The organism is Acinetobacter sp. WCHA55, from assembly GCF_002165305.2.
Classification (GTDB): Bacteria; Pseudomonadota; Gammaproteobacteria; order Pseudomonadales; family Moraxellaceae; genus Acinetobacter.
In genome coordinates this window covers 2841843-2865734 of record NZ_CP032286.1, presented here as the reverse complement: position 1 = coordinate 2865734, position 23892 = coordinate 2841843, and the positions used below count along the sequence as shown (strand labels likewise).

Genomic DNA, 23892 nt, shown 5'->3' with positions numbered 1-23892 from the left:
AATAAGTAAGTTTGTTGAAACACTTAGCACCATTTATAGAATTTATTTTGCAGATGATTTGAGATGCAATCCTTAGTTCAAATGAAACAGCTCAAGGTGGCGATCATGCTACCACTCAAGCTGACGTACATCCTCTCCTGCTGAAACAGGTTTGATTGAACGTACCATTCCAGATAAGCCGAAAAGTCCGAAGCAAAAGTATCGTCTTAAACCATGATTTAATTAAAAAAATATTTTGTTACACCTTTGCTTAAATAGTTAGACATGAATGAGAATTAAAAAGCGTAAAGTAAGTTTTTAAATTAAATAATTTATTATTAATCAATTGCTTAGATTGGATTTTTCTTGATTGTGTTATCGAGTTTTGGTAAAAAGAAAATTACTACCAAGTGTGAGATCGATGTGATGAGTACTTTTGAAATGCAAGCTCTGACATGGAAGGCAAGGTCAAAGTATCAACAAGATGCTATTTTGATTGAAAATAAAGTTATTCAACATGATGGACTCATCACTAAACTATATAGCCATTCTGAAAAAGAAAAGTGGTGTGTTGCTGTAGCGGATGGGATTAGCAATAGTCCAGTAGCTGAGCAAGCAGCCTATACAGTTTTAAATGCTTTAACGCAAAATAAAAAGATAGAAACTTGTCAAGCATTTACCATTCAGCAGTATCTTGTTGATCAATTAGCACATCAAAAAAATAGTTTTGGAGCCAGTTCAACACTTGCACTCATTCAAAATAATGGCGAACAAGGTTTTGTGACAATTCAACATATTGGTGATAGCCGAGCTTATTTGTTTAGTCAGCATGATCAAGAGTGGCACTGCTTGACGAGAGATCACAATTATCTTGAGCAGTTAAGAGAAAGCGGCGAAGTAAAAGCTGGAGAAAACTATGCCAGTATTTATGATGCATTATTACAATACTTTTGTGCTGATCCCTTGCATGAAGTGATGGATTTTACAACAACAGCAGAATACTTAACTGAAAATGATGTCTTGTTGGTCTGTACGGATGGTGTACATGATGTGATGGAGTGTAGGGAATGGCCTGCTTTAAAAGTAAATATGGAGCTTCGAGTGTGGTTGCTCAATATGAAAGCATCATTAGATTCAAAGCAGGCGTATGACAATGTCAGCATGGTCTTAGTACGAGCAAAAATTTAATTCATTGAGAATGGGGAAATTATGCAATCAGATGATCTTTTTGAACGTGCCAAATTATTCACAAAGGAAGTGGGTGTTGTTTCTGTATCGAGTTTACAACGCCATTTTTTAATTGGGTATTCTCATGCAGAACAACTACTTAATCAGTTAATTGAAGTAAGTGTTTGTGAATCTACAAAAACTTTTGTTCTAGATTATGGGTATGGCTATAAATTGCATCAAGGTATGAAATAACAACTTTAACAATTAAAAATTTTATTTTTAGGATAATTTTTTATGGCTCAGCATCAAGTTGATCAATTTAAGACAGGGATTTGGTCAGTAAAAGAATTACTCTTAATTTTAGATCAACTCAGAATTCCTGATTATCAGCGTCCTTACAAATGGACAGAAAAAAATTTAAATGCCCTCGTCAATGATATACAGGAACATAAAGATAAATCTGCATATCGATTGGGTACTATCGTATTACACCGTGATAAAAATAATACGAGCCTTAAAAATATAAATATTGTGGATGGTCAACAACGAACTTTAACTTTAATACTCCTTGTTTGGGCGGTTATTCAGAAGCAAGAATTAGATTTAGAACGAGAGGATCTGAAAACAGTTTTGAATGAAATATCGAATCAAATTAATGTCTTTATGGATGTGCAAGAATTTAATAGTGATATTAGCCATTACAATATTTATCAGAACTTTAATGCCGCTAAACGGATCGTTTCGGTAAACTTTTCGGAACAAGATATTGATTTTTTACTCAATAATTGTCAGGTTGCGGTTTTTATTTTAGATGATATTTCAGAGGCATTTCAGTTTTTTGATTCACAAAATGCACGTGGCCGTGATTTAGAACCGCATGATCTTTTAAAAGCTTATCATCTACGAGAATTTTTTGCACAGGAGCAACATTTAAAAGCCCAAACTGTTGCTCATTGGGAAAGTTTAGACTCGGCTCATTTGGCAAAGTTATTTTCGAACTATCTATTCCGTATTCGTCTTTGGTCAAGAGGAAAGTCCGCAAGATTTTTCAATAAAGATCATGTGCATGTTTTTAAAGGTATTCATCTTGGGCAATCAGACCATCATCCATATTTAGAACCATTACGCATAGCGCATTATTTTATTGATGACTATAACGCACAATATCAACGGCAAATAGATCGACAAGAAATGAGTTTCCCATTTCAGCTTGATCAAATGATCATTAATGGTCGTCGATTTTTTGAAATGGTTGAGCACTATGAAAAACAGATTAGTAAAGTGGTGGATCATCAAGAACAGTCTGAGAAGGTCTATATATTTGGTGCGGCACTACAGGATCGAGCAAATAGAATTATCAAAATATTGAATTCATATGATGCAAGAAATAGGGATGGGGATCGTTATGTGCGAACCTTGTTTGATTCTGCATTGATTTTTTATATCGATAAATTTGCTACAGATCGGTTATCAGAAGCGATTGAAAAGATTTTTATTTGGGCATATCGCTGTCGTATTAGTCAATATTCGGTGCAATTAGCAACGATAGATAATTATGTCTTAGAAAAGAACATATTCAGTTTACTGAAATATGCTCAATCACCAAGTGAACTAATCGGATGGTCACTCCCGATAGTCGATAAACAGGAAGGCACTAAAGTTGAGCCTTTGATCACTTTATTTAAAGAACTAAATTATCTCTAACAGGAACATCAGAATGAAAGCAGAGTCAATCCAAGCGCTTAAGGTTCAAGCCCTGTTCGAGAATAAACAGACTTATATTATCCCGATGTATCAGCGTAATTATGCTTGGGGTGAGAAAGAAATTGATCAGTTAATTTTGGATATTCAAGATTATCAAAAGCAACCTGATCAGTTAAATCAAGGACAGACTCAAGGAAGTAAAAAATATTATATTGGAACGTTGGTTGTTTTTGAGCGTAGCGATGGCACTTATGAAATTATCGATGGTCAGCAACGATTTACCACTTTAACCTTGTTAGCGATTTGCCTGAAACGATTATCCAAAGAAGAAAAAATTGTTCTTGATATGTCTTGGTTTAATCAATTCAATCTTGACTTTGAAAGTCGTCCAAAGTCTTCTTTAACCTTTCAGGCTTTACTTAGAGGCGATCATCTACAACATTTAAAATCATCCGAATATAACGCCGATTTAGTTCAGGGGTTTGAGTTGCTGCAACGAGCAATCGAAAAAATGATCAATCAAGGCGGTTTGAGTGGTTTTTGCAAATATTTATTTGAAAATGTAGTCATCGCACAAGTTTTAGTTCCGAAAGATACTGATCTCAATCATTATTTTGAGGTTATGAATAACCGTGGTGAACAATTAGAAAAGCATGAAATTTTAAAAGCGAAATTGATGAGCGTATTGAATCAAATCAAAGATGAAGCAGATAAAACATCAAGCATGACACTATTTATGAGTATTTGGAACGCGACTGCCAATATGGAGCGTTACGTTCAATATGGTTTTTCAACAACACAGCGTGATGTGATTTTTGGAAAGGATTGGGGTGATTTTGTTCCTGAAAATGCTTCTAGTTTACTTAAAATTTTTAGCAGAAATATAGAATCACAAGAACAAACAAATTCGAAAAGCAATTTTCAATCTATTTCTGAAATGTTAAAAAAAGTGCCTGAGCGTATTAAAAATAAAGATACAAAAGAAGAAAAGCCTGAACGATTCAACAGTATTATCAATTTTCCGAATTTCTTATTACAGGTTTTACAAATTTGGCTAAGTCAAACGAACCGTAATGAAAAAGTGGCATTGGATGATAAGCAACTGATTGATCAATTTGAAAAACATATTCTTTTAAAAGGGCAGGGAAACCCAGAGCATGAAAGGGTTATTGAGAATGTAAAAGGTTTTATGTTTACCTTGCTGAAGTGCAAATTTATATTTGATCAATACATTGTTAAACGGGATTATTCTACGGATCATGATGATTGGAGCATAAAAAACTTAAACGATATGAAAATACAGGTTCTTATGTGAATACTTTTGAGGTAAATAATACTGATATTGCTCAAAGAGTTCTCTTATTGATGACAGCATTTCATGTATCCACGCCCACCTTGTCTTATAAATATTGGTTAAATGGTGCACTGTATTGGCTTTATCAAAATAAAGATAAATCTGTGTCTGACTATTTTAATGCATTACAACATTTAGCGAGAAAATTTATTTTTCAGCGGTATCTAAATGAAAAACAGATTGATTATTTTGATTTGATTTATGGCAATCAGACAATTGATGATTTTAAAATTGATCAATCCAAACTAAGCTTTGGCAATATTGAAAATAATTTTGTCTTTAACTATTTGGATTTCTTGATTTATTGTGATGCAGAAAATAGCAATGATAAGGTAATCAAAAACTTTAAATTTACGCAACGGAGTTCGGTTGAGCATTTTTATGCACAACAGATAGAGGGAGAGCGTGATAAATTAGATCATGAAAATTTACATCGCTTTGGGAACTTGTGTCTCATTAGTTCAAGTAAAAATTCAAGCATAGGGAATCGCTTGCCAAGTGCTAAACGTGATTATTTTATGCCTGAGATAAGGAAGGGTAAAATTGATACCCTTAAATTGTATTTGATGATTCAAACGCTTGAAGAAGAAAAAGTTTGGAAAAAAGAACAAATCCTAGATCACGAGAAAAAGATGCTTGATTTGTTTGAGTTAGATTACCAAGACTTTGTGAAATGAGTGTCGGTTAGTCTATTCAATGTTAAAATGAACGTATATAGAAACACCTGATAGGAAGAGAACTATGACTAAACGTTTAAGTGATTTTAAAATTGAAAATAGAAAGCCACGTTCAGCAATGGCTGGTCAACTATTATCAATTCCGTTTGATGACAACGAGGCAACAAAGCGTGTTGTAATGCATAGCGCAAAACGTGTCATTCAACAACATAAGAAAGAAATTCAAGAGTTAGCTTATAAATGAGTACTATCAATTCGACATTTGTAATCGCTGTTCATGATGAAATTTTGAGGCAAACAGGAGTTGGTCGAGAGGGGTGTCATCTTGATAAATTAGAAAGCGTGTTAAGCAGAATTGATCAACAAATGTATTACAATCAGGTTGATGATCTTTATGAAATAGCAGCTTGGTACGGTATTGCAATATCAAAAGGACATGCATTTGTTGATGGGAATAAACGCACAGGCCTTGCTGTAATGCTTACTTTTCTTGAAATTCAAGGCGTAAGTATTCAAGATAATACAGGGCTTGATGATTTAATGGTGGATATTGTTGAAAGTCAGGATGATCATGAAATTCTTGCACAAAAAGTTTCAGATTTCTTGTATGAGCTCTCAGAAATATAGTGAATTGAAGCTTTTTAGGTTAAATAACAATCAAACAAAATTAAAATAATAGAACAGCAAAATTGGACAAAATGTGGACGTTATTTGCGCCTATTTTACGCCTAAAATTTAAAATTTTTTTAATAAGTTTTTGATTTAAAGTATAAATAAAATTTCACTCGTCCAATCCATCATCGGGGCTACACTGATTCGCGGAGATTGAGTGTTTTCAATGTTTTTGATAATAGTCATTAAAAATCATGCCTTTAATCTGTGCTATGTAATCTGTCAAAGATTACGTAAACCCATTTGGACGAGTTAAGAGCTGTCCTAACCATTCTGAAACTACATAAGTGGCTTGTGGGAGCTAAAAATTGAATTAGAAAAGTGCAATCAACATACAGGAAATCAGATAGTTCGTTGGAGAAAGAGCAGGAGCTTGAGCTGACTTTAACGAGTTGCTATTGATCAATATCTGAATCAAATTCGATGTGAATATGGGAGAGTACGCTGCTACTTTAAGCTTAATTCAATTTTGGCCAATCGCGCGCAATACTACCATAAAAATAAATTCAGTACATTTTGCTGAACACTAGAGCAAGTAAAGGGAACTTTTGATCTGGAATTAAAGCTTATAACGAGACGGTCTTCGGTTACATGAACTACTGGGAATATAGCGGCAGTTTTCAGTTGTCGTTACAAGATTGAATGGAAGGTGGGTGACATACGATTTACCTATAAATATCAAGGCACTGAGGGAAATTTTGGATATTTTTTATTTACTTCTAATAATGAAGATGAGTAATATTTGCAGTGACTAGAAGACATGGATATGTCACAACTATTCACTTGTGGAAAATAGTCTCATCGCAACTTTGGTTTTCTAAAGAGGAGTCTTTATGCGTCTAAGCGGTTCGCTTAGTGAGCAAAATAACAATCACAATGGACTACAATTCAAATAATTGAGCACGGTAGTTGCTGTGATTAACAATGAAAATTTAGAACGATGTATAAAATTTTTTATTACATTATTTTGGCAGCACAATGCTGAAGCACCTGCTGGTGCGCCAAATTTAGTGATGATTTTGCTCGATGATGTCGGATTTGGTTAAACTTCTACTTTTGGTGGTCTAGTACCAACTCCAAATCTCGATAAGCTTGCTGCTCAATGTTTAAAATATAACGAGTTTCATACCACTGCTATTTCTGAATTGTTCTCGCGCAGCACTGCTCACTGGACGAAATCATCACGATACCAGAAATGCTTTCTTAATGGAGTGGGCGACGGGACTTCCAAACTACAATACAATGATGCAATGTGATACAGCAACCATTGGACGAGTCTTACAAGGCAATGGTTATATACGTGCTGGTTTGGTAAAAACCATATTACGCCAGATTTGGAAACTTCGGCTGCGGGTCCCTTATAATATCTGAATAAGGGGAATTATCATGTGAAAATTCTAATGGTTTGGTCGCTTTCCTAATGAGGCCCATCATGCTCAAGAGCAACTGAATATTTACAATAAGTTATTCGAAGCTGAGCTAGCTAAAATTCAAGCTGATCATTGGCCCATTTCAAGACTTCTGCTACAGGCTGAAATATGAATAAACTCAGGATACTTCAGAATTGAGGGTAAAAATTCAACGAGAGAAAGCCTTGCTCTAAATTTAGTTAAGATAAAGCCAGAAAATAAGGATGTTTTGATTCGGTATTCATGCTAAAGATATTTCTGTCTATTTTTATTTAATGTTGTGTGCCTAGCACCACAGCCTTCAAATAATAAATTTTCATGCGCATTTGAGAAGGTAAATATATGGTCGGTACTTGACCAAATTAAAGAGCATGCAGGGCATGTGTGGGTCTCGAATCGACAGTTTGCACATCGGATTTTGATGGATGTATTCATACTGTTTCAATCCATCTCCTATGCTTTGCTCTCGTTTCAATATAAAAGCAATAGAACTGACAGCTTTTGATTATTTAAACAGGCGTAATTAACAGGAATACTCATGCGAAATATCGTAAAGCTCTGAATTGCTTATGAAGATGTCTTTTTTAATGGGGCTACGTCTGAGTCAATGACTAGAAGATGAGCAGAAAAAGGCCTTATCTTGAAAAGTATATAAAAGATTGATCCGAAGAAAACGATAAATTTCAACATTAGTAGCTAAGCGTTATAAAAGCAAAGGGCTTATGATTTAAGCCCTTATCAGCCTTTGCAATAAAGTATTAGTTAATTGAATAGGCACCATCAACTTTCACTATCGCACCATTTACAAAGCTTGCTGCATCAGACGCGAGGAAGACTACCACGTTAGCAATTTCTTCAGGCTTACCTAAACGCTGCATTGGAGAACGTTGCATAATGCCATTGAATACTTCAGGCATATCTTTCAATGGTTGGATAAGCGGCGTATCGATCCAACCCGGAGCAACAGCATTTACTCGAATTTTGGCTTGAGCCATGCTCAGTGCATGTGAGAAGGTAAGTTGATCAATAGCACCTTTAGAACAAGAGTAAGCTGGTGCAATACCTGAACCAAATTGCGCGTACAGTGAAGACACGTTAATGATCGATGGATTGTCCGATTTAGCTAAGGCTTTAGCAGCGACTTCACTGATATAAAAAACAGAGGTGAGGTTAACTTCTAGCACTTTTTTATAGGTATCTAATTCGTGCTCTGAGACAGAACCCATACCTGCGCCGTTGAATAAAGTATCAATGTGATCTACTTTTGCGAAAAAAGCATCAACAGCGGTTTTATCGGTGACATCCATTTCGACAGCTTCAATATCTAAACCAGCTGGGAAAACTGCCTTTGTTGCTTGTAAGCCAAGCGCCCATACTTTTGCACCACGTTCAGCAAATGCGACTGCAACGGCTTGACCAATACCAGATGTGCCACCTGTCACGACGGCGATTTTATTTTCAAACATCTTTGAGTTAAATGTTTCCATGATCTTTTTATCCTAGTATAAGTGGCATCAATTCTTCCTGATTGATGCCATTTAACTTAGCGCTATATATTGCTGTAGAAAAGAATGGAAATAAAAACAACGGGATTTCCATTCTTTGGAATGGCTGTATTAAATGCTTACCTGAATCGTTGGATGAGTGATCTCTAGGGCGACCAAAGCATGGAAAAAATTGAATAGCTCTATTTTTCAAAAGAACATTCATACTGAGCTTGTGGGATTTATCAATCACTATGTCCTAGCAGGATTCAATTGAATTTAGCTTAATCATTCAGTATGTTGAATACATAGAAAAATAAAGTATAGGAAAAGCCGATGTTGCTTTTAGAAGAAATTTTTAAAACTAAAAAAATACAACAGAGTGATGTGTTTAATCTGAGAATACATCGCGGGCTGAGTTGGTTGAAGCAGGCATTCCTGCTCGATCATGATCCCGATTTACAATTTATCAGCCTCTGGATTTCTTTCAATGCGATATATGCGCAAGACTTGGGGCAAAGTCAGGACAAACAGAGTTTACACCAGTTCTTATATTTAATTTGCCAGAATGATGTCGATCATAGAATTTATAGCATTTTATGGGACAAGTTTAGTCAGCCTATTCGTAGTCTTTTAGACAACCAATATACCTATCAAGGGTATTGGGACTATCAAAATAAGAAAATTGCTTTAGAGGTCTGTAAGGCTCAACTTGAACAAGAAAAGAAGAAAGTAGCGAAAGCGCTACAACAGAAACATTCGGTCGATATTTTATTGGTACTGTTTAACCGTTTATATACCTTGAGAAATCAACTGATGCATGGCGGTGCAACTTATAAGAGTTCATTGAACCGCAAGCTGCTAAACGATGGCTGTCAAATTTTATCGGCTTTGCTGCCTGCATTTTTGTATATTGCTTTGGAAAATGCCGATAGCCTCGATTTGGGGAAACCTTTTTATCCAGTGGCTCAGGTCAGTTAGTGCTAAAAAAAGTGCCTAAAGAAAAAGGCAGTTTACTCAGTCAACTGCCTTTTTGATAATTAAGCAATACCATGCCTTTTACTATACAGAGTATCCAACAGAGCAAAGACACCCGCCATCATTACCAGTGTAATACCGACTAAACACGTACTAGTCCAGCCACCGTGATGCCATGCATAGACACCTAGTGCTGAGCCACATGCACCGCCAATAAAATATAAGGTCATATAAATGGAGTTCACTCGCGACTTCGCATCGGGACGTAAACGGAAAATCACGTTTTGGTTACAACTGTGTGTGGTTGCAAGCCCTAAGTTAATTAGTGCATAACCGAAGATGTAGCTGATGAGTGAACTTCCGCCTAAGTATAGAAACATCCAACTGAGGGCTAAAGTTCCGCAACCGACCCAAGTCAAAAGCAGGGTATAGCCACGATCGGCCCATTTACCAATCCACTGGGTGGAGAGTGCACCAAATACGCCAACCAAAGTCACCACTCCGACTAAGACATCGGAAAGTTGAAATGGCTCAGAGGTTAAAAGTAGAGCAATAGTTGAAAACAGCATGCTCATGGCAGCAAAAGCAAATCCACCTGTGATTGAACGAAATACCAAACGAGGCTCTTGTTGAAGGAGATTCCCCATGGACTTAAAAATGTCGAAATAGGTAATTTTGAGTTTTGGTAATTGAGGTAGTTTTCCTTTCATCAGAAGAGCCAAAGCAAACATGGCGATGCCACTCAACACATAAATCATTTTCCAGTGCCATAAGTCTGAGAGTAATCCAGCGACACTGGTCGACATTAAAATTCCCACCAATAAACCACTCATGAGGAAACCCACCACTTCCCCCGTTTTTTCAGGTTTGACTGCCACCGTGGCCAGGGGAATCAATACTTGTGCTGCAACAGAAAAGAGTCCAGTAATAATAGTGCCCAGCCAAAGCATCGATAAGTTGGTGGATATCGCGCAGATAAACAGTCCAGCAGATGCCCCAAACATCAGGAGTGGAATCAGTTTGGCTTTGTTCAGCATGTCGCCTAAAGGCACAATAAACAATAAACCCAAAGCATAGGAAACTTGCGCAAAGGTTACGGTCAAAGCCACTTGTTCTTCTGGAGCTTGGAAGCTTTGCTGAATAGAGGAAATCAAAGGCTGGCAATAATAGTTTGCCCCTGCACATAAGCCACAGACAATTGCCATCAGCCAAAGCAGAGATTTGTCTCGACTGATGTCGAAAGAAGTATTCATAATGAGCCTTTGAAGAGGGAGTATTTTTTAGAATGAGGTTTACATCGTGCTTGAGTTAAAAGGATGCACCGCTTCAGAAATTGTATACGAAGCTGGGGCAAAAGCCTAAAAACAGGCTAGAAAAGTATGCATAAAAAATGGGTCGAAGATAAAGACATAGAAAATAGCATGACTTATTTTCATATGAGCATTTTCGTTCGATACAATCAAAAGATGATGATATTTCGAATTTCCTGTCAAAAAATAATAAAAATCTTTAAAAAATTCTGAACATGGTCGTCTATTTTGTATGAAATTGTTGCATTCGATCATTTTTACTCATCTTGTACATCAAAGATTTGGGATAAATTACTGAAATATTCATCTATTTAGAGTATTTTTGCTCGATTGTGGTGCATTTTTGCTTGGGGTTTGTATGCCAATGCGCGCCATTATCATCCGATAAAATATGAAAAAAACATTTTTGTTGGTTTTTTCTCTTTTTAGATCTAGTTAAACGTGATCAACCCCTCCTTATATTTTTAGATGATCCATTTCAAATACGCGTTAGAGTTGAGCTAAATTTTGAGCATTGGCATTTTTGATCGATGAAAAATAGGAACAGGCCAATTCGAAGCTTTTATAAATGGGGAAAAACTGTCATTTAAGTCAATGTCTGCAAAGTTTGCGTGACAGGAGATGTGAAAGCTCGATGCATGATGGGTTAGGGTTAATGTGAATGTGGTGGTTCATATTCTAGGATTAGTCAAAAAGATCAATACTGAGGAATTATAGAACTTGGTTTTGTACAAAAAAAGTGCAAATTTTGGTGTATAAGGATCTGTCGTTCAGAATTTGAATAGAAATAAATCACTTTTTAAGCGGATTCAAAGCAAATAAACGCAATATCACGCAATATTTTTTATGAATCACCAGTTCAGTATATGGGTATTTATTAAATAAATAGTGGGTGGTATTTTAAAAAAGTTTCATTAGAATCCAAAAATTCATAAGAACATCCTGTGAGAAAACATTACCTAATGGGTGATGTTTACTTTAAGAAAAACTAGCTTGAGGGACGCTCATGCAGATCGGAATTCCAGCCGAAACTGTCGTCGGTGAAAATCGTGTAGCCGCAACGCCAGAAACGGTAAAAAAGTTGATCAGTGCTGGTCATAGTGTAGTGATTGAACGTAGAGCAGGTGTCAAAGCTGCTTATATCGACAGTGCTTATGAGCAAGTCGGTGCTACGTTGGCTGATGATGCCTATACCGGTAGCCAAATGATTTTAAAAGTACGTGCCCCTCAGGGTGCTGAAATTCAAAAGCTTGCGCCAAATACATCGGTTATTGCCATGTTTGACCCGTACCGTAATACGGAGCTTGATCAATTTGCATCACAACAAGTGTCTGCATTTGCTTTGGAGCTGCTGCCACGTACCTTGTCTCGTGCTCAAAACATGGATGTGTTGTCTTCTCAAGCCAACCTTGCAGGTTATAAATCTGTACTTTTGGCTGCGGCTGAGTACCAGCGCATGTTCCCAATGTTAATGACGGCTGCGGGTACTGTAAAACCTGCACGTGTCGTGATCATGGGTGTAGGTGTTGCAGGTCTACAAGCGATTGCGACAGCAAAACGTTTGGGGGCTGTGGTTGAAGCAACGGATTTACGTCCGACGGCGAAAGATCAGGTGGAGTCTTTGGGTGGCAAATGGTTAGACGTACCTATGTCAGCGGAAGAACAGCAAAAAGCAGCCGATGCTGCGAAAAATGGTTATGGCTGGATGCCAGGCGAAGACTATATCCGCGATCAAGCCATTATTGTGGATAAAGCTGTATCGAATGCTGACATCGTGATTACCACTGCGCTTTTACCAGGTCGCAATGCGCCACGTCTGATTAAAGCGGAAACGGTTGCCAAAATGAAACCTGGTTCAATCATCCTTGATATGGCGGTTGAAACAGGCGGTAACGTTGAAGGTTCTAAGAATGGTGAAAATGTTGTGACTGACAACGGTGTGACCATTTTAGGGATTCCAAACATTCCGTCTACAGTTTCAACTGAAGCTTCTGCTTTGTATGCACGAAATGTTTTGAACTTCTTAGATACATTATTTGATGCAGAAAAAAACTTTGCCATCAATCCTGAAGAAGAAATTCAAAAAGCCCTTCTAGTAACTCATGGCGGTCAAGTACTGCTGAAGCGTGGTTAAGGAGATAGATCATGGTTGAAACAATTACAATTTTCGTCCTTGCCATCTTTGTAGGTTACTACGTCGTGTGGGGCGTTACGCCAGCACTACATACACCGCTTATGGCAGTAACCAATGCGCTGTCATCGATCATCGTGGTGGGGGCAATGATTCAAACTGTAGGAATTCCTGCAATTGGTGTTGATGCGAATGTTGCATTCCAAAGTGTGAATGTGGTGAGCATCTTAGGTGCAATTGCGGTGTTCTTGGCAAGTATCAATATTTTCGGTGGCTTCGCAGTAACAGCGCGTATGCTTGAAATGTTCAAGCCAAAGCAAAAGAAAAAAGAGGGCTAATATATGGAATTCATTCGAGACTATGCGGATTGGTTCTACCTGATTGGTGCTGTCCTCTTTATCTTAACTTTACGTGGTTTATCTGGTCCGAAGACGGCAATTCAAGGTAACCGTTACGGTATGATCGCGATGGCGATTGCTGTAGTGACCACCTTCTTCGTGGCAGATCATCCTGTGATTTGGATGATTGGCGGTGCGATGGTGCTGGGTGCAATAGTAGGTATTGCCCGTGCTCGTACTGTTCCAATGACACAGATGCCTGAAACGGTCGCATTGATGCACTCTTTGGTGGGTCTCGCTGCGGTATTAATTGCAATTGCTGCAATTCTACATAATAACCAATTGACTGCGTTATTTGCACAAAATGAAGCTGCATTAGCTGCTGCGGGTGTGCAACATGCACACATGAGCAAGGTTCATTTATTTGAATTGTTCGTGGGCTGTTTCGTCGGTGCGATTACCTTTACAGCGTCTGTATTCGCTTATGGTAAATTGGCTGCGAAAAAATGGGCAAAAACCATTTCTGGTACATGGGTTAAACCTGTACAAGCGCTGATTTTCATTGCAATGTTGGCATGTGGTGTGTACTTCTTCACAACAGGCAACATGAATGCATTCTGGGCTATGACTGCACTTGCGCTTGCATTCGGTTGGGTATGGATTGCACCAGTCGGTGGTGGTGATATGCCAGTCGTGGTATCACTTTTGAACTCTTTCTCTGGTTGGGCAGCAGCAGGTATTGGTTTCACACTTGAAAACAATATGTTGATCGTTGCGGGTTCACTGGTCGGTTCTTCAGGTGCGATTCTGTCTTACATCATGTGTAAAGCCATGAACCGTTCAATCATCAACGTTTTGTTTGGTGGTGCAATGGGTGGAACAGCGGTAGCTTCTGCGGACAAAGGCGAACAAGCACAGCGTAACCATCGTTCTGGTTCAGCAGATGACGCTGGTTTCTTGATGTCAAATGCAGACAGCGTTGTGATCGTACCGGGTTATGGTATGGCGCAAGGTCGTGCACAAAATGCGGTGAAAGAACTGTGTGAAATCTTGAAAGAACAAGGTGTAAAAGTACGCTTTGCCATTCACCCAGTTGCAGGTCGTATGCCGGGTCACATGAACGTACTTTTGGCTGAAGCAGATGTTGCATATGAAGATATCTTAGAAATGGATGAAATTAACTCAGACTTCCCTGCAACAGATGTGGTACTGGTGATTGGTGCGAACGACGTGGTAAACCCTGCGGCGAAAGATGATCCAACATCTCCAATCTATGGCATGCCAATTCTTGAAGCACATAAAGCACGTACTATTATGGTCATCAAACGCTCTATGGCGACAGGTTATGCAGGTCTAGACAACGACTTGTTCTATAACGAAAAAACTATGATGATCTTTGGTGATGCGAAGAAAGTGGTTGAAGATATGACCAAAGCAATCAATGGTGGTGGACACTAATCCTCCTCCTGGATTGTATAAAGACCACCTTCGGGTGGTTTTTTTATGTTTACAGCTTTTGCTAAGATGATGTGTATCTCTTCCATAAGAAAACAAGATGAACATAAATCAGATCTGGTTTCATTTTTAAATATCTTTAGGGAGTTGAAACACTGGCATTGATTTTGCAATTGTGATGAATAATCTTTGGGGGATTATTCATGAAAAAAATAAAATACTTACTCTTCTTTGTGTGCTGTATTGCTTTACCCAGTTTTGCTGCGGAGTCCATGCCAACACAGGCTCAAAATATTCAAGAAATTCGTCTCTCGCTCGACAGTGTTTGGGTGGTGCTCGGTGGCATTTTGGTGTTTTTCATGCAAGCAGGTTTTGCTTTGATTGAAAGTGGTTCGGTACGTTCTAAAAACACCATTAATGTACTCATGAAAAACTATATGGATGCCTGTTTAGGGGGCTTGGTGTTTTGGTTGGTTGGCTTTGGTTTGATGTTTGGTGTCAATTCGAGTGGTTGGATAGGAACCTCGCATTTTGCACCCAACTCCATGGATGACTGGCACTGGAACCTCTTGTTTTTTCAAATGATGTTTGCGGCGACCGCCACGACAATTGCCAGTGGGGCGATGGCTGAGCGGATTCACTTTGTGGCATATATCGTGAGTGCTGCGGTGGTCAGTGGCATGATCTACCCGATTTTTGGTGCATGGGCTTGGGGGAGCTTATTTGATGGCGAAGGTTGGCTAAAAGCCATGGGCTTCATTGACTTTGCAGGTTCAACGGTGGTGCATTCGATTGGTGGATGGGTAGCCTTAGCTGGAATTATTGTGCTGGGACCCCGTTTAGGGCGTTTTGGACGTAATGGGCAAGTCCATTACTTGGCAGGACATAATGTACCGTTGGTGGCGCTAGGTGGTTTTGTTCTATGGTTGGCATGGTTTGGTTTTAATGCGGCCTCTACTGTGAAGGCAGATGTGAGTATTGGGCGGATTGCCTTGAATACGCATTTAGCAGCGTGTGCTTCGGCAGTTGCCTATATGGTGTATACCCTAATACGTGGCAAAGCAATTTTAATGCGCGGCACCATTAATGCCTCCTTGGGTGGGCTGGTTGCAATTACGGCGGGCTGTGCAACCATGAGTCCATTGTATGCCATTATCAGTGGTGCGGTTGCAGGTGTGTTGGTCAGTATTTTACCAGTGGTGATGGAAAAACTCCGCTTGGATGATGTAGTCGATGCAGTGACTGTACATGGTTTTTGTGGAGCATGGGGCACATTGGCTGCGGGGTTATTTTTTGAAAACCAAATGTTTAATGCGGGGATTATTGCGGTACAAGGCTTGGGTATTTTGACAGCCTTTGCGTGGGGTTTTGGTGTGGCGTTGATCGTTTTTAAAGTCTTAGACCTCGTTCTTGGTGGTTTGCGAGTGAGTAAACAACATGAACAACGTGGCTTGGACTATACCGAACATGCAGAACTGTCTTATCCTGAGTTTCAGCGTGATGTGACGTTTGAAACTGATGATATGACCAAACGTCATTAATGAAAGAGGATAGCTTATGTCGACCGAAACATTAACTATTTTACAAAAACGCCAAGCGATCGAACGTGGACTGAGTCAATACTTACAAGGAACACTTTTAGAGCAAGTATTGAATCACTGGGAAGTGAAATATGGTGATCAACCGTCCTTTGTCCTGAACCGTTTTTTGAGTGAAATCTGTACCACTGAGGAATTACGTTATTTCCGAAAAGACATGCTCAAAAATGTCTTGGCAGAGATGGCACATGTTGAAAAACAAGTGTTGTTGAACCCATCTACAAAAGTATCGAAAAGTGAACAAGGGGGAGCAGCATTGCTCGATGCGTTGACCTTTTTTATGCAAAATGTCTATCAAGCAGTCAAAGTCGTTGATGTGCAGGAGTTTGAAAGTGAAGTGAAAATGCAGCTAGAGCCTTTATCAATTGTGATTGATAAACATCAGGCTTTGAATGATCGAGTTGTACTCGAAGCTTTGCCCATAACTCAATATGCACAGGTCTTGACGGTCTGTTATGAAAATTATTGTGAGTTTTATGGTCCAGCAAAAGCAGATCAGCTTTATGCCCATGTGAAGCGCCAAGTGAAAGAGCGCTACCCAATGGTCGACATGCATCGCTTAATTTAAATAAAATTAGATATAAAAAAAGCGACCTACAGGTCGCTTTTTTTATATTAGGCTACAGTCTCTTCTGGGGCTGCACGCCAAAGGCTTTCTAGGTCGTAGAAACGACGTGCTGTTGGCAACATCACGTGCACAACAACAAAGCCCAGATCAATCAAGATCCATTCTGCATCACGTTCGCCTTCGACACCGAGAGGGCGGAAGCCTGCTTTACGTGCTTCTTCAGCTACGTTATCAGCAAGTGCTTTAATGTGACGCGTTGATGTTCCGCTTGCAATCACAATTGCATCAGCGACGTTGCTGATTAGGCTGACATCAATCGCTAAAATATCTTTTGCTTTTACATCTTCAAGGGCTTCATGTACAACTTTTAAGCAAGCTTGTACGTCGGCAGCTTGGGTATTCATTGCGAAATCGTGAGAATTAGAAGCGCTGGGCGATGGTTCTAAATTCATAAAGGGAATTTTTCCGGACAATAACTCATCTTGTAATATAGCGTTTTTAGGCGAAAATTTCAAATCCGTAACAGTTCAACTTTGAGGGTGTGCAGTAAAGTATTTTGCCTTCCATGCAAAGGATTGAGTTGAAACAGTTTTTGGTCGATATTCAGCCGCAATATAACCGTCATAACAGCTGTGTTGTAGCCATTCAAAAATATTTGCATACATAATTTGTGCAGTATCTGGTTCATGCCGTCCTGGACAGTCTGCAAATTGGATGTGACCAATATCTTGAATATTCTCTTGTAGCCCTTGCAGCACATCTTCACCCATCATGGCCATGTGATAGCAGTCATATTGCATTTTAAGTGCAGGGTGTTGTACGGCTTCTAACATTTCCTGTGCTTGGGCAATATTTTGTACTAAAAAGCGTGGCATATCTGTACCGTTGATCATTTCAAAAACAGGGCGAATGTTATGTTCACTAAACATATGGCAGGCCAGTTTCAGGTTTTTGGATAAGGTATTTAGACAAGGTAGGAGGTCGGCATCTAGGGGTTGTTTACCAGCAAGGATATTCACACTTGGCACTTTGAGTGCGTTGGCATATTGCACTGCCAACTGGAGTGCGTGATGAAACTCTAGCTCTTTACCAGGGACACCTGCAAGACCATCTCCACCAGTCATTAGGTCACCCGCGGGAACGTTAATGAGGCAAAGGCTTAAGTCATGTAGTGTAAGTTGGGTTTGAATTTGTTCAATGCTGAGCTCGTAAGGAAATTGGATTTCCACATGTTTAAAGCCAGCGGCTTGAGCTAAAGTAAAACGCTCAATCAACGGCACTTCGGTAAAAATCATGGATAAATTTACAGCAAGTTTGGTCATGATTTTCTCCTGATTTTATTTGGCTTTTTGTTCTACTTGTAATATGACTGAGGCAAGATCAGCTTCAGCATAGCCTTGTTGTTGGTGTGCTTGCAATTGCTGAAGTGCTCGCACTGCAACAGGAATATCGAGTTGCTGTTGTGCGGCAAGCTGCACGGCATTGTTCAAGTCTTTGGATAGGGTTTGAACTTTCCACTGTACGGGCTCAAACAGGTGCATCGCCATACGTGGACTTAAAATTTGGAAGGGTTTCGAATCGGCAAAACCGCCTGCAAGCGCAGGTGCGAGTAAGCGAGTATCTACGCCAGCTTTAGCAGCTAAAGCTACCGCTTCAGCAATCAAGGTGCTATTGGCAGCCACAATCAGTTGATTACAAATTTTTGTGGCTTGTCCTGTTCCAGTGCTGCCCATACAGGTGACACGTTGCGACAAGATATTATAAATCAAAGACAAGTCTTGAATCATCTGTGCATCGCCACCAGCAAAGATGACCAGTGTCCCTTGTTCTGCACCGACAGTCCCTCCCGAAACAGGTGAGTCGATCCATTGCACCTGTTTTTGTTCGGCACGTGTTGCAAGACTCAGGGTTTGCTCCACCGAAAGACTGGAAAAGTCGATGATCACTTGCTTCGCCGTCAAAAATGGTTCGATTTGATCATAAACGCTGAGTGCAGCTTTGTCGTCAGCTAAACAGGTCAGAACTACTGGATATTCGGCAATATTTTGGAGTGCTAAGGCTGTCGCCCCCAAATCAAGGAGTGCATCGCAGGCACTACTGGTACGGTTCCATACAGCAACCTCGAAACCTGCTTGAAGTAAGCGGGTGGCCATACGGCTTCCCATGAGTCCCATGCCGAGAAATGCAATTTTAGTGTGTCGATCGAAATTCATGGAACCCTCTTTGATTGTCAGTGGTTAAATACTGTTATTTGTATTGGCGTGGTAGATACTGCACTTCGGGTTGTTTATCTTTCTTACGGGCGATTTGGCTATTTTTCCCTAATAGTAATTTGAGCTGCCAAATTTTTTCCAAACGTAAGGATTTTTTAGGCTCATGCTGCATGGCATCCAGCACATATTTTGAGGCCATGAGCGCATCTGGTGAGCGTTGTAACATTTCTTCTGCAATGGCTTGGGCTTGAGCAAGCGGTGAGTCATCAAGATGGGTGACTAAGCCAATTTCTTTGGCATAAGTTGCATCGAAAATACGTGCTGTAAGCGTGAGTTCTTTAGCAAGATCGAGACCGATTAAACCTTTCAAAGAACGCGTCAGCCCCATATCTGGAACGAGTCCCCAGCGGCTTTCCATAATCGACATTTTGGTTGTAGGGTGTGCCACACGAATATCCGCCGCTAAAGCCAATTGCATACCAGCACCAAAGCAAAATCCTTCAATCGCGGCAATCACGGGAACAGGCAGTTCTTGCCAAATCAGGAAGGCTTTTTGAAATAGACTTTGTCCGGGTTTGATCAGTTCCCATGCAGCATAGGCGCGATTCTTCGGGTTGTTCAAATCGGCAAGATCAATGCCTGCACTAAAGACTTGCGCTTCACCAGTAAGGATGACACAGCGAATGCTGCGGTCTTTTTTAATTTTTTCAGCAGTTTTAACCAATTCACGCAACAGGTCGAAACTCATCGCATTGCGTTTGTCTGGACGGTTAAGTGAAACAGTGGCAATGCCATTTTTCTTTTCAATGCGAAGTAAAGCCATGATGGGAACTCTTATTTTTTGCTCGCACGGAGCATAGCATAGCTCTTGTGCGGATAAATGACACCAAGAGTCACGTCGAAACTTGTCTTTGGTGTCATGCTCTTTTGCATGTTTTATGGGCTATGTTTGATTAAAATTTGCTGTGCCGCATGTTGTACTTGTTCAATCACGACTTTGAGCTCATTGAAACGTTTTATGGTTTCTTGAATAAACTGTTCATCAGCTTTACGACGTTCTTTACGTAAGGTTGAAACAAACTGTTCAAAAGTTCCTGTTGCTTCTTGTAAGTTGGGTACACCGACATAGCGTGTTGCGCCATACATACGGTGTAGCACATGCTCCAACTGTGGGAAATCTTCCATTTCAATCAACTGTTTCATTTCATGCAGCTCAGTATCAAAACTATCCATTAACATACGTAGCAAGTCGACTGCTAAGTCTTCTTTATTGGCGGCTAACTGTAAGCTTTGCTGCCAGTCGAGAACCTTAGGGTCGAGTGCTTCAATCACGATTGCTTTTTCAATAGGTGAGCCTTTGTTGAAACGATCAGTGGTCCAATGGGTCAGGATTTGAATAATCTGATCAATTTGAATTGGTTTGGTAACATAGTCATCCATACCGACTTGCAATAGTTTTTGTTTTTCATCAGCCAATGCATGTGCGGTCAGGGCAATAATGGGCAAACGCTTATGGTTTTCGATGGTTGACTCTAGCGCCCGAATGGCACGTGTGGTGTCGACACCCGACATGACAGGCATTTGAATATCCATAAACACCAAATCAAAAGTTTTACTGTCGTGTTCAGCGCGCTCTTGTAGAATCTCTAAAGCTTGTTGACCGCTTAAAGCTTTTGTTGTCTTGACATTCAACTCGCCTAGTAGGGCTTCAAGGACAATCAGGTTAGGGAGATGGTCATCTACCGCTAAAATATGTAAGCCTTGGCCATTGAAGGACTCCATTTCGTCTTCTTCAAATAGCGGTTGGTTGCTGAGTAATTGAATCAAAGCACTCCGACTGAGCGGTTGGTATAATGGTCGTGCGCGATACTCATTCAGTGTGGTCAAATCAAGTGACATCTGGTAACCATAAACCGCAAGGTTACCGCTATAACGCTGACGAATTTCTTTTAATAAAGCTTCGGTATCACCACTATGGTCAACAATCAACCATGTGTTTTCCACATCTTGAGGCAGTCTGTTGAGATGACTGAACAAGTCTAGAATTGAACTCGATTCGATGTGTTGCACAGTATAGTCTTCAAGATAATGACGCAGAATATTGGCCGTTGCTGGATGCGCCAAATACGAAACCACTTGCATATCGCTAAACTGAGGATGCTCGACGTATTCATCTTCTTCATTGACCATAAACATGGCTGTAAACCAGAAGGTGGAACCTTTTTCGGTGGGTGCACGTTCTTGGTTGTCCTCAAATCCAATTTGCCCCTGCATCAAATGCACCAGTTGTTTGGAAATCGCTAAGCCCAGACCTGTACCGCCAAATTGACGCGTGACTGAAGCATCGCCTTGCGAAAAAGACTCAAACAATTTTTTACGGTCGGTTCCACTGAGTCCGATGCCGCTGTCCTGTACACTAAAGTGCAATAGGCACTGTCCAATATCATCTTGCTCCATTCTTGCACGGACGATGATCTCGCCATCAGGAGTAAACTTAATGGCATTGGAAATCAGATTGGTTAAAATTTGTTTAAAGCGGAGGGCATCTCCAACCACATGCTTGGGTACATTGTCGGCATAATAAAAGGCCATATCAATATGCTTTTGTGCGGCGAGAGGAGACAGCATATCCATAACATCAAAAATTGCCTCTTCTAAATCAAAAGTGGCAGTATCGAGTTCGAGCTTACCAGCATCAATTTTTGAAAAATCTAAAACATCATTAATCAGTGCCAGTAAGTGTGCAGATGATTTGCGGATGGTTTGTAAATACAGATTTTGATCATTGTTGAGGTTGTCTTGACGCAGTAATAGGTGAATAAAACCATCAATACTGTTCAGTGGCGTGCGCAGTTCATGGCTGATATTGGCCAAGAATACAGACTTGGACTGACTTGCTGAAATGGCTTGGTCACGCGCTTGACGATAGGTGATGTTTTGTACTTCTAAAGTGTCAAGGGTTCGACGCAAATCGTCTTCCGTCTGCTCAGTATGTTCTTTCAATTCTAAAAAACTAAAATGCAGGCGTTTCACCACATTGGCAATATCACGCTGTAGCAAACGTAATTCACCGGTACTGTTAATCAGCATATGTTGATCGAGGGTGTCGGCATTTAAACGTTGCAGTTGCATGCGAATTTCATACATCGGCGCAATCCAACGACGCGAGTAGAAATTTAAACAGAGTAAAAGCAATAAGAGTGTCAACAGACCTGTCGCAATCAACACAATCAACACGCGATAACGGGCAATTTGTAAGGGCTGGTTATCTAATTCAACCACCAACTGCGCAGGCGTACCTGTAAATTGGTTGATGGGCAAACCATATACTGTATTGCCTTTAAAATTCATTGGGCCAAAAAAATCAGTATTTTTTTTCAGCGCGGGCCACGGCGCTTGGTCTTGGTAGCCAATGCTAAGTTTGTTGTTGCCTTTGTCATCAATAATTGCAGCACGAATCAGATGTTTTTCATCTAACATTTTTTGCATCAAATAACGTGCATTTTCATATTGCCAAGGGGAAGCATTCACTAAATTGATCGCTGCTTCTGCATCCAACTGGTAGCGCGTTAAAATCGCAATCGCCATTTGTCGCTGCTGGGCTTTGGCGGCATTCGATGTTTCGGTAATGACCAGTAATGCACCTACACAAGCCAAGATCATAATCGGCACGAAAATAAGTGCAATGAGCTGTCCATAAGCATGGTTTAAGTGCAGACGATTAAATAACTTTTTATTGATATTTGACATGGTGCAAGTGATTTATTCCCTATGCTTTGAAGTGTAGCATGCTTTATAAAAAATCGATGGTGCTTTAATCACTTTCACGAAAAAGCACGCTAAATGAGTGCAGGGACAGGCATTTTTCCATACAATAGGCGCACCTCGATCAAGGTGCAAAGAATGAGTACTACATCCACTGATTTTCAAGCAGACGAATTTTTGTTAGATCACTATGTTGGAAAAACTCCACTGGTGCGTTTACAGCGTCTGGCTAGTCACACTCAAGCAACAGTATTGGCAAAGTTAGAAGGCAACAACCCCGCAGGTTCTGTCAAAGACCGTCCCGCGTATAACATGATTATGCAAGCGGAAAAGCGAGGGCAAATCCAGCCAGGCGATACCTTGATTGAAGCGACCAGTGGAAATACCGGCATTGCATTGGCGATGGTTGCCGCGATGCGTGGCTATCAGATGAAACTGATTATGCCCAACAACATGAGCCAAGAGCGTAAAGATGCAATGCGTGCTTATGGCGCGGAACTGATTGAAGTGACCAAAGAACAGGGCATGGAAGGTGCACGTGATTTGGCTTTGCAAATGCAAGAAGAAGGCAAAGGGCATGTACTCAACCAGTTTGGTAATCCTGATAATGTTGAAGCGCATTATTTAACGACAGGGCCTGAACTTTGGCAGCAAACGGGTGGCAAAATCACTCACTTTGTGAGCTCAATGGGCACTACAGGCACCATTATGGGGGTCTCTAAATATCTCAAAGAGATGAACCCCGACGTTCAAATTATTGGCTTACAGCCATCAGATGGTTCAAGTATTGCGGGGATTCGTCGTTGGCCTGAAGAATATTTACCAACGATTTTTGACCGCAGCCGGATTGATCAGATTATTGATATTCCACAAATTGAAGCGGAAAAAACCATGCGTAAATTGGCGCAAAAAGAAGGGATTAGTGCAGGAACTTCTTCAGGTGGTGCGGTGTGGGCATCCATTAAAATTGCTGAAGAAAACCCTGGTGCTATCATTGCGTGCATTATTTGTGACCGTGGTGACCGTTATTTATCGACGGGACTTTTCTCTGTGGTTGATCCTGAATAAAACAAAAAGAGAGTCCTGC

At 40.1% G+C, this 23892-nt stretch carries 20 protein-coding genes and 2 pseudogenes; 15 read left to right on the top strand and 7 right to left on the bottom strand.

Annotated elements, in window-relative coordinates; all coding sequences use genetic code 11:
• Nucleotides 1-26: 26 nt before the first annotated feature.
• From CDG62_RS19700 to CDG62_RS19755, 8 genes and pseudogenes are all read left to right on the top strand, one after another.
• A pseudogene (locus CDG62_RS19700) lies at nt 27-217 on the top strand (Fic family protein); the annotation flags it as partial.
• 188 nt (nt 218-405) lie between these two features.
• The gene (locus CDG62_RS16590) at nt 406-1167 is read left to right on the top strand and encodes a PP2C family protein-serine/threonine phosphatase (RefSeq protein ID WP_087527559.1); all 762 of its coding nucleotides are present in this window, start codon (nt 406-408) and stop codon (nt 1165-1167) included.
• Between the two features lie 21 nt (nt 1168-1188).
• Nucleotides 1189-1401, top strand: coding sequence for a DNA translocase FtsK (locus CDG62_RS16585; RefSeq protein ID WP_058868940.1), 213 nt, complete (start codon nt 1189-1191; stop codon nt 1399-1401).
• Nucleotides 1402-1443: 42 nt separating this feature from the next.
• Nucleotides 1444-2853 (top strand): DUF262 domain-containing protein, encoded by a 1410-nt coding sequence (locus CDG62_RS16580; RefSeq protein ID WP_058868941.1) that lies wholly within the window; start codon nt 1444-1446, stop codon nt 2851-2853.
• A gap of 13 nt (nt 2854-2866) precedes the next feature.
• Nucleotides 2867-4884: pseudogene (locus CDG62_RS19800) on the top strand (GmrSD restriction endonuclease domain-containing protein).
• A gap of 64 nt (nt 4885-4948) precedes the next feature.
• Nucleotides 4949-5128 carry a hypothetical protein gene (locus CDG62_RS16570; protein WP_005218293.1) on the top strand — a complete coding sequence of 60 codons (180 nt, stop codon included), beginning with the start codon at nt 4949-4951 and terminating at the stop codon, nt 5126-5128.
• Nucleotides 5125-5511, top strand: coding sequence for a type II toxin-antitoxin system death-on-curing family toxin (locus tag CDG62_RS16565; RefSeq protein WP_005218292.1), 387 nt, complete (start codon nt 5125-5127; stop codon nt 5509-5511). Before CDG62_RS16570 ends, CDG62_RS16565 begins: the two co-directional genes overlap by 4 nt.
• A 959-nt stretch (nt 5512-6470) precedes the next feature.
• Nucleotides 6471-6602: a hypothetical protein gene (locus tag CDG62_RS19755; protein WP_265936525.1), complete on the top strand. Its 132-nt coding sequence runs from the start codon at nt 6471-6473 to the stop codon at nt 6600-6602.
• A 1121-nt stretch (nt 6603-7723) separates the two neighbouring features.
• Here CDG62_RS19755 and CDG62_RS16555 read toward each other — a convergent pair.
• Nucleotides 7724-8452, bottom strand: a complete 729-nt coding sequence (locus CDG62_RS16555; RefSeq protein WP_087527546.1) for an SDR family NAD(P)-dependent oxidoreductase — start codon at nt 8450-8452, stop codon at nt 7724-7726.
• A gap of 333 nt (nt 8453-8785) precedes the next feature.
• On the opposite strand from CDG62_RS16555, the gene CDG62_RS16550 reads away from it, so the two are divergent.
• On the top strand, nt 8786-9430 hold the full coding sequence (locus tag CDG62_RS16550; protein ID WP_087527545.1) for a HEPN domain-containing protein: 645 nt from the start codon (nt 8786-8788) through the stop codon (nt 9428-9430).
• A gap of 59 nt (nt 9431-9489) precedes the next feature.
• Here the strand turns inward: CDG62_RS16550 and CDG62_RS16545 are convergent, their stop codons facing one another.
• Nucleotides 9490-10680 carry an MFS transporter gene (locus tag CDG62_RS16545; RefSeq protein ID WP_087527544.1) on the bottom strand — a complete coding sequence of 397 codons (1191 nt, stop codon included), beginning with the start codon at nt 10678-10680 and terminating at the stop codon, nt 9490-9492.
• 1063 nt (nt 10681-11743) lie between these two features.
• On the opposite strand from CDG62_RS16545, the gene CDG62_RS16540 reads away from it, so the two are divergent.
• The 5 genes from CDG62_RS16540 to CDG62_RS16520 all read left to right on the top strand — a co-directional run bounded on the left by CDG62_RS16540 (nt 11744) and on the right by CDG62_RS16520 (nt 16827).
• A complete protein-coding gene (locus CDG62_RS16540; RefSeq protein ID WP_087527543.1) occupies nt 11744-12871 on the top strand; it encodes an NAD(P) transhydrogenase subunit alpha in 1128 nt (375 codons plus the stop codon).
• An 11-nt stretch (nt 12872-12882) separates the two neighbouring features.
• Nucleotides 12883-13206: a proton-translocating transhydrogenase family protein gene (locus tag CDG62_RS16535; protein WP_004692331.1), complete on the top strand. Its 324-nt coding sequence runs from the start codon at nt 12883-12885 to the stop codon at nt 13204-13206.
• Nucleotides 13207-13209: 3 nt separating this feature from the next.
• On the top strand, nt 13210-14664 hold the full coding sequence (locus CDG62_RS16530) for an NAD(P)(+) transhydrogenase (Re/Si-specific) subunit beta (RefSeq protein ID WP_087527542.1): 1455 nt from the start codon (nt 13210-13212) through the stop codon (nt 14662-14664).
• A gap of 200 nt (nt 14665-14864) precedes the next feature.
• Nucleotides 14865-16202, top strand: coding sequence for an ammonium transporter (locus CDG62_RS16525; RefSeq protein ID WP_087527541.1), 1338 nt, complete (start codon nt 14865-14867; stop codon nt 16200-16202).
• A gap of 16 nt (nt 16203-16218) precedes the next feature.
• Nucleotides 16219-16827 carry a hypothetical protein gene (locus CDG62_RS16520; protein WP_087527540.1) on the top strand — a complete coding sequence of 203 codons (609 nt, stop codon included), beginning with the start codon at nt 16219-16221 and terminating at the stop codon, nt 16825-16827.
• A gap of 47 nt (nt 16828-16874) precedes the next feature.
• Here CDG62_RS16520 and rsfS read toward each other — a convergent pair whose 3' ends face one another.
• The 5 genes from rsfS to CDG62_RS16495 all read right to left on the bottom strand — a co-directional run bounded on the left by rsfS (nt 16875) and on the right by CDG62_RS16495 (nt 22790).
• Nucleotides 16875-17279, bottom strand: coding sequence for a ribosome silencing factor (gene rsfS / locus CDG62_RS16515; RefSeq protein WP_004692321.1), 405 nt, complete (start codon nt 17277-17279; stop codon nt 16875-16877).
• Between the two features lie 75 nt (nt 17280-17354).
• Complete coding sequence (locus CDG62_RS16510) at nt 17355-18149, bottom strand: hydroxypyruvate isomerase family protein (protein WP_087527539.1); 795 nt, start codon at nt 18147-18149, stop codon at nt 17355-17357.
• Between the two features lie 15 nt (nt 18150-18164).
• A complete protein-coding gene (locus CDG62_RS16505) occupies nt 18165-19040 on the bottom strand; it encodes an NAD(P)-dependent oxidoreductase (protein WP_087527538.1) in 876 nt (291 codons plus the stop codon).
• 34 nt (nt 19041-19074) lie between these two features.
• On the bottom strand, nt 19075-19863 hold the full coding sequence (locus CDG62_RS16500) for a crotonase/enoyl-CoA hydratase family protein (RefSeq protein ID WP_087527537.1): 789 nt from the start codon (nt 19861-19863) through the stop codon (nt 19075-19077).
• A 113-nt stretch (nt 19864-19976) separates the two neighbouring features.
• A complete protein-coding gene (locus CDG62_RS16495; RefSeq protein ID WP_087527536.1) occupies nt 19977-22790 on the bottom strand; it encodes an ATP-binding protein in 2814 nt (937 codons plus the stop codon).
• A gap of 153 nt (nt 22791-22943) precedes the next feature.
• On the opposite strand from CDG62_RS16495, the gene cysM reads away from it, so the two are divergent.
• The gene (cysM, locus tag CDG62_RS16490) at nt 22944-23873 is read left to right on the top strand and encodes a cysteine synthase CysM (RefSeq protein ID WP_087527535.1); all 930 of its coding nucleotides are present in this window, start codon (nt 22944-22946) and stop codon (nt 23871-23873) included.
• Nucleotides 23874-23892: the final 19 nt, after the last annotated feature.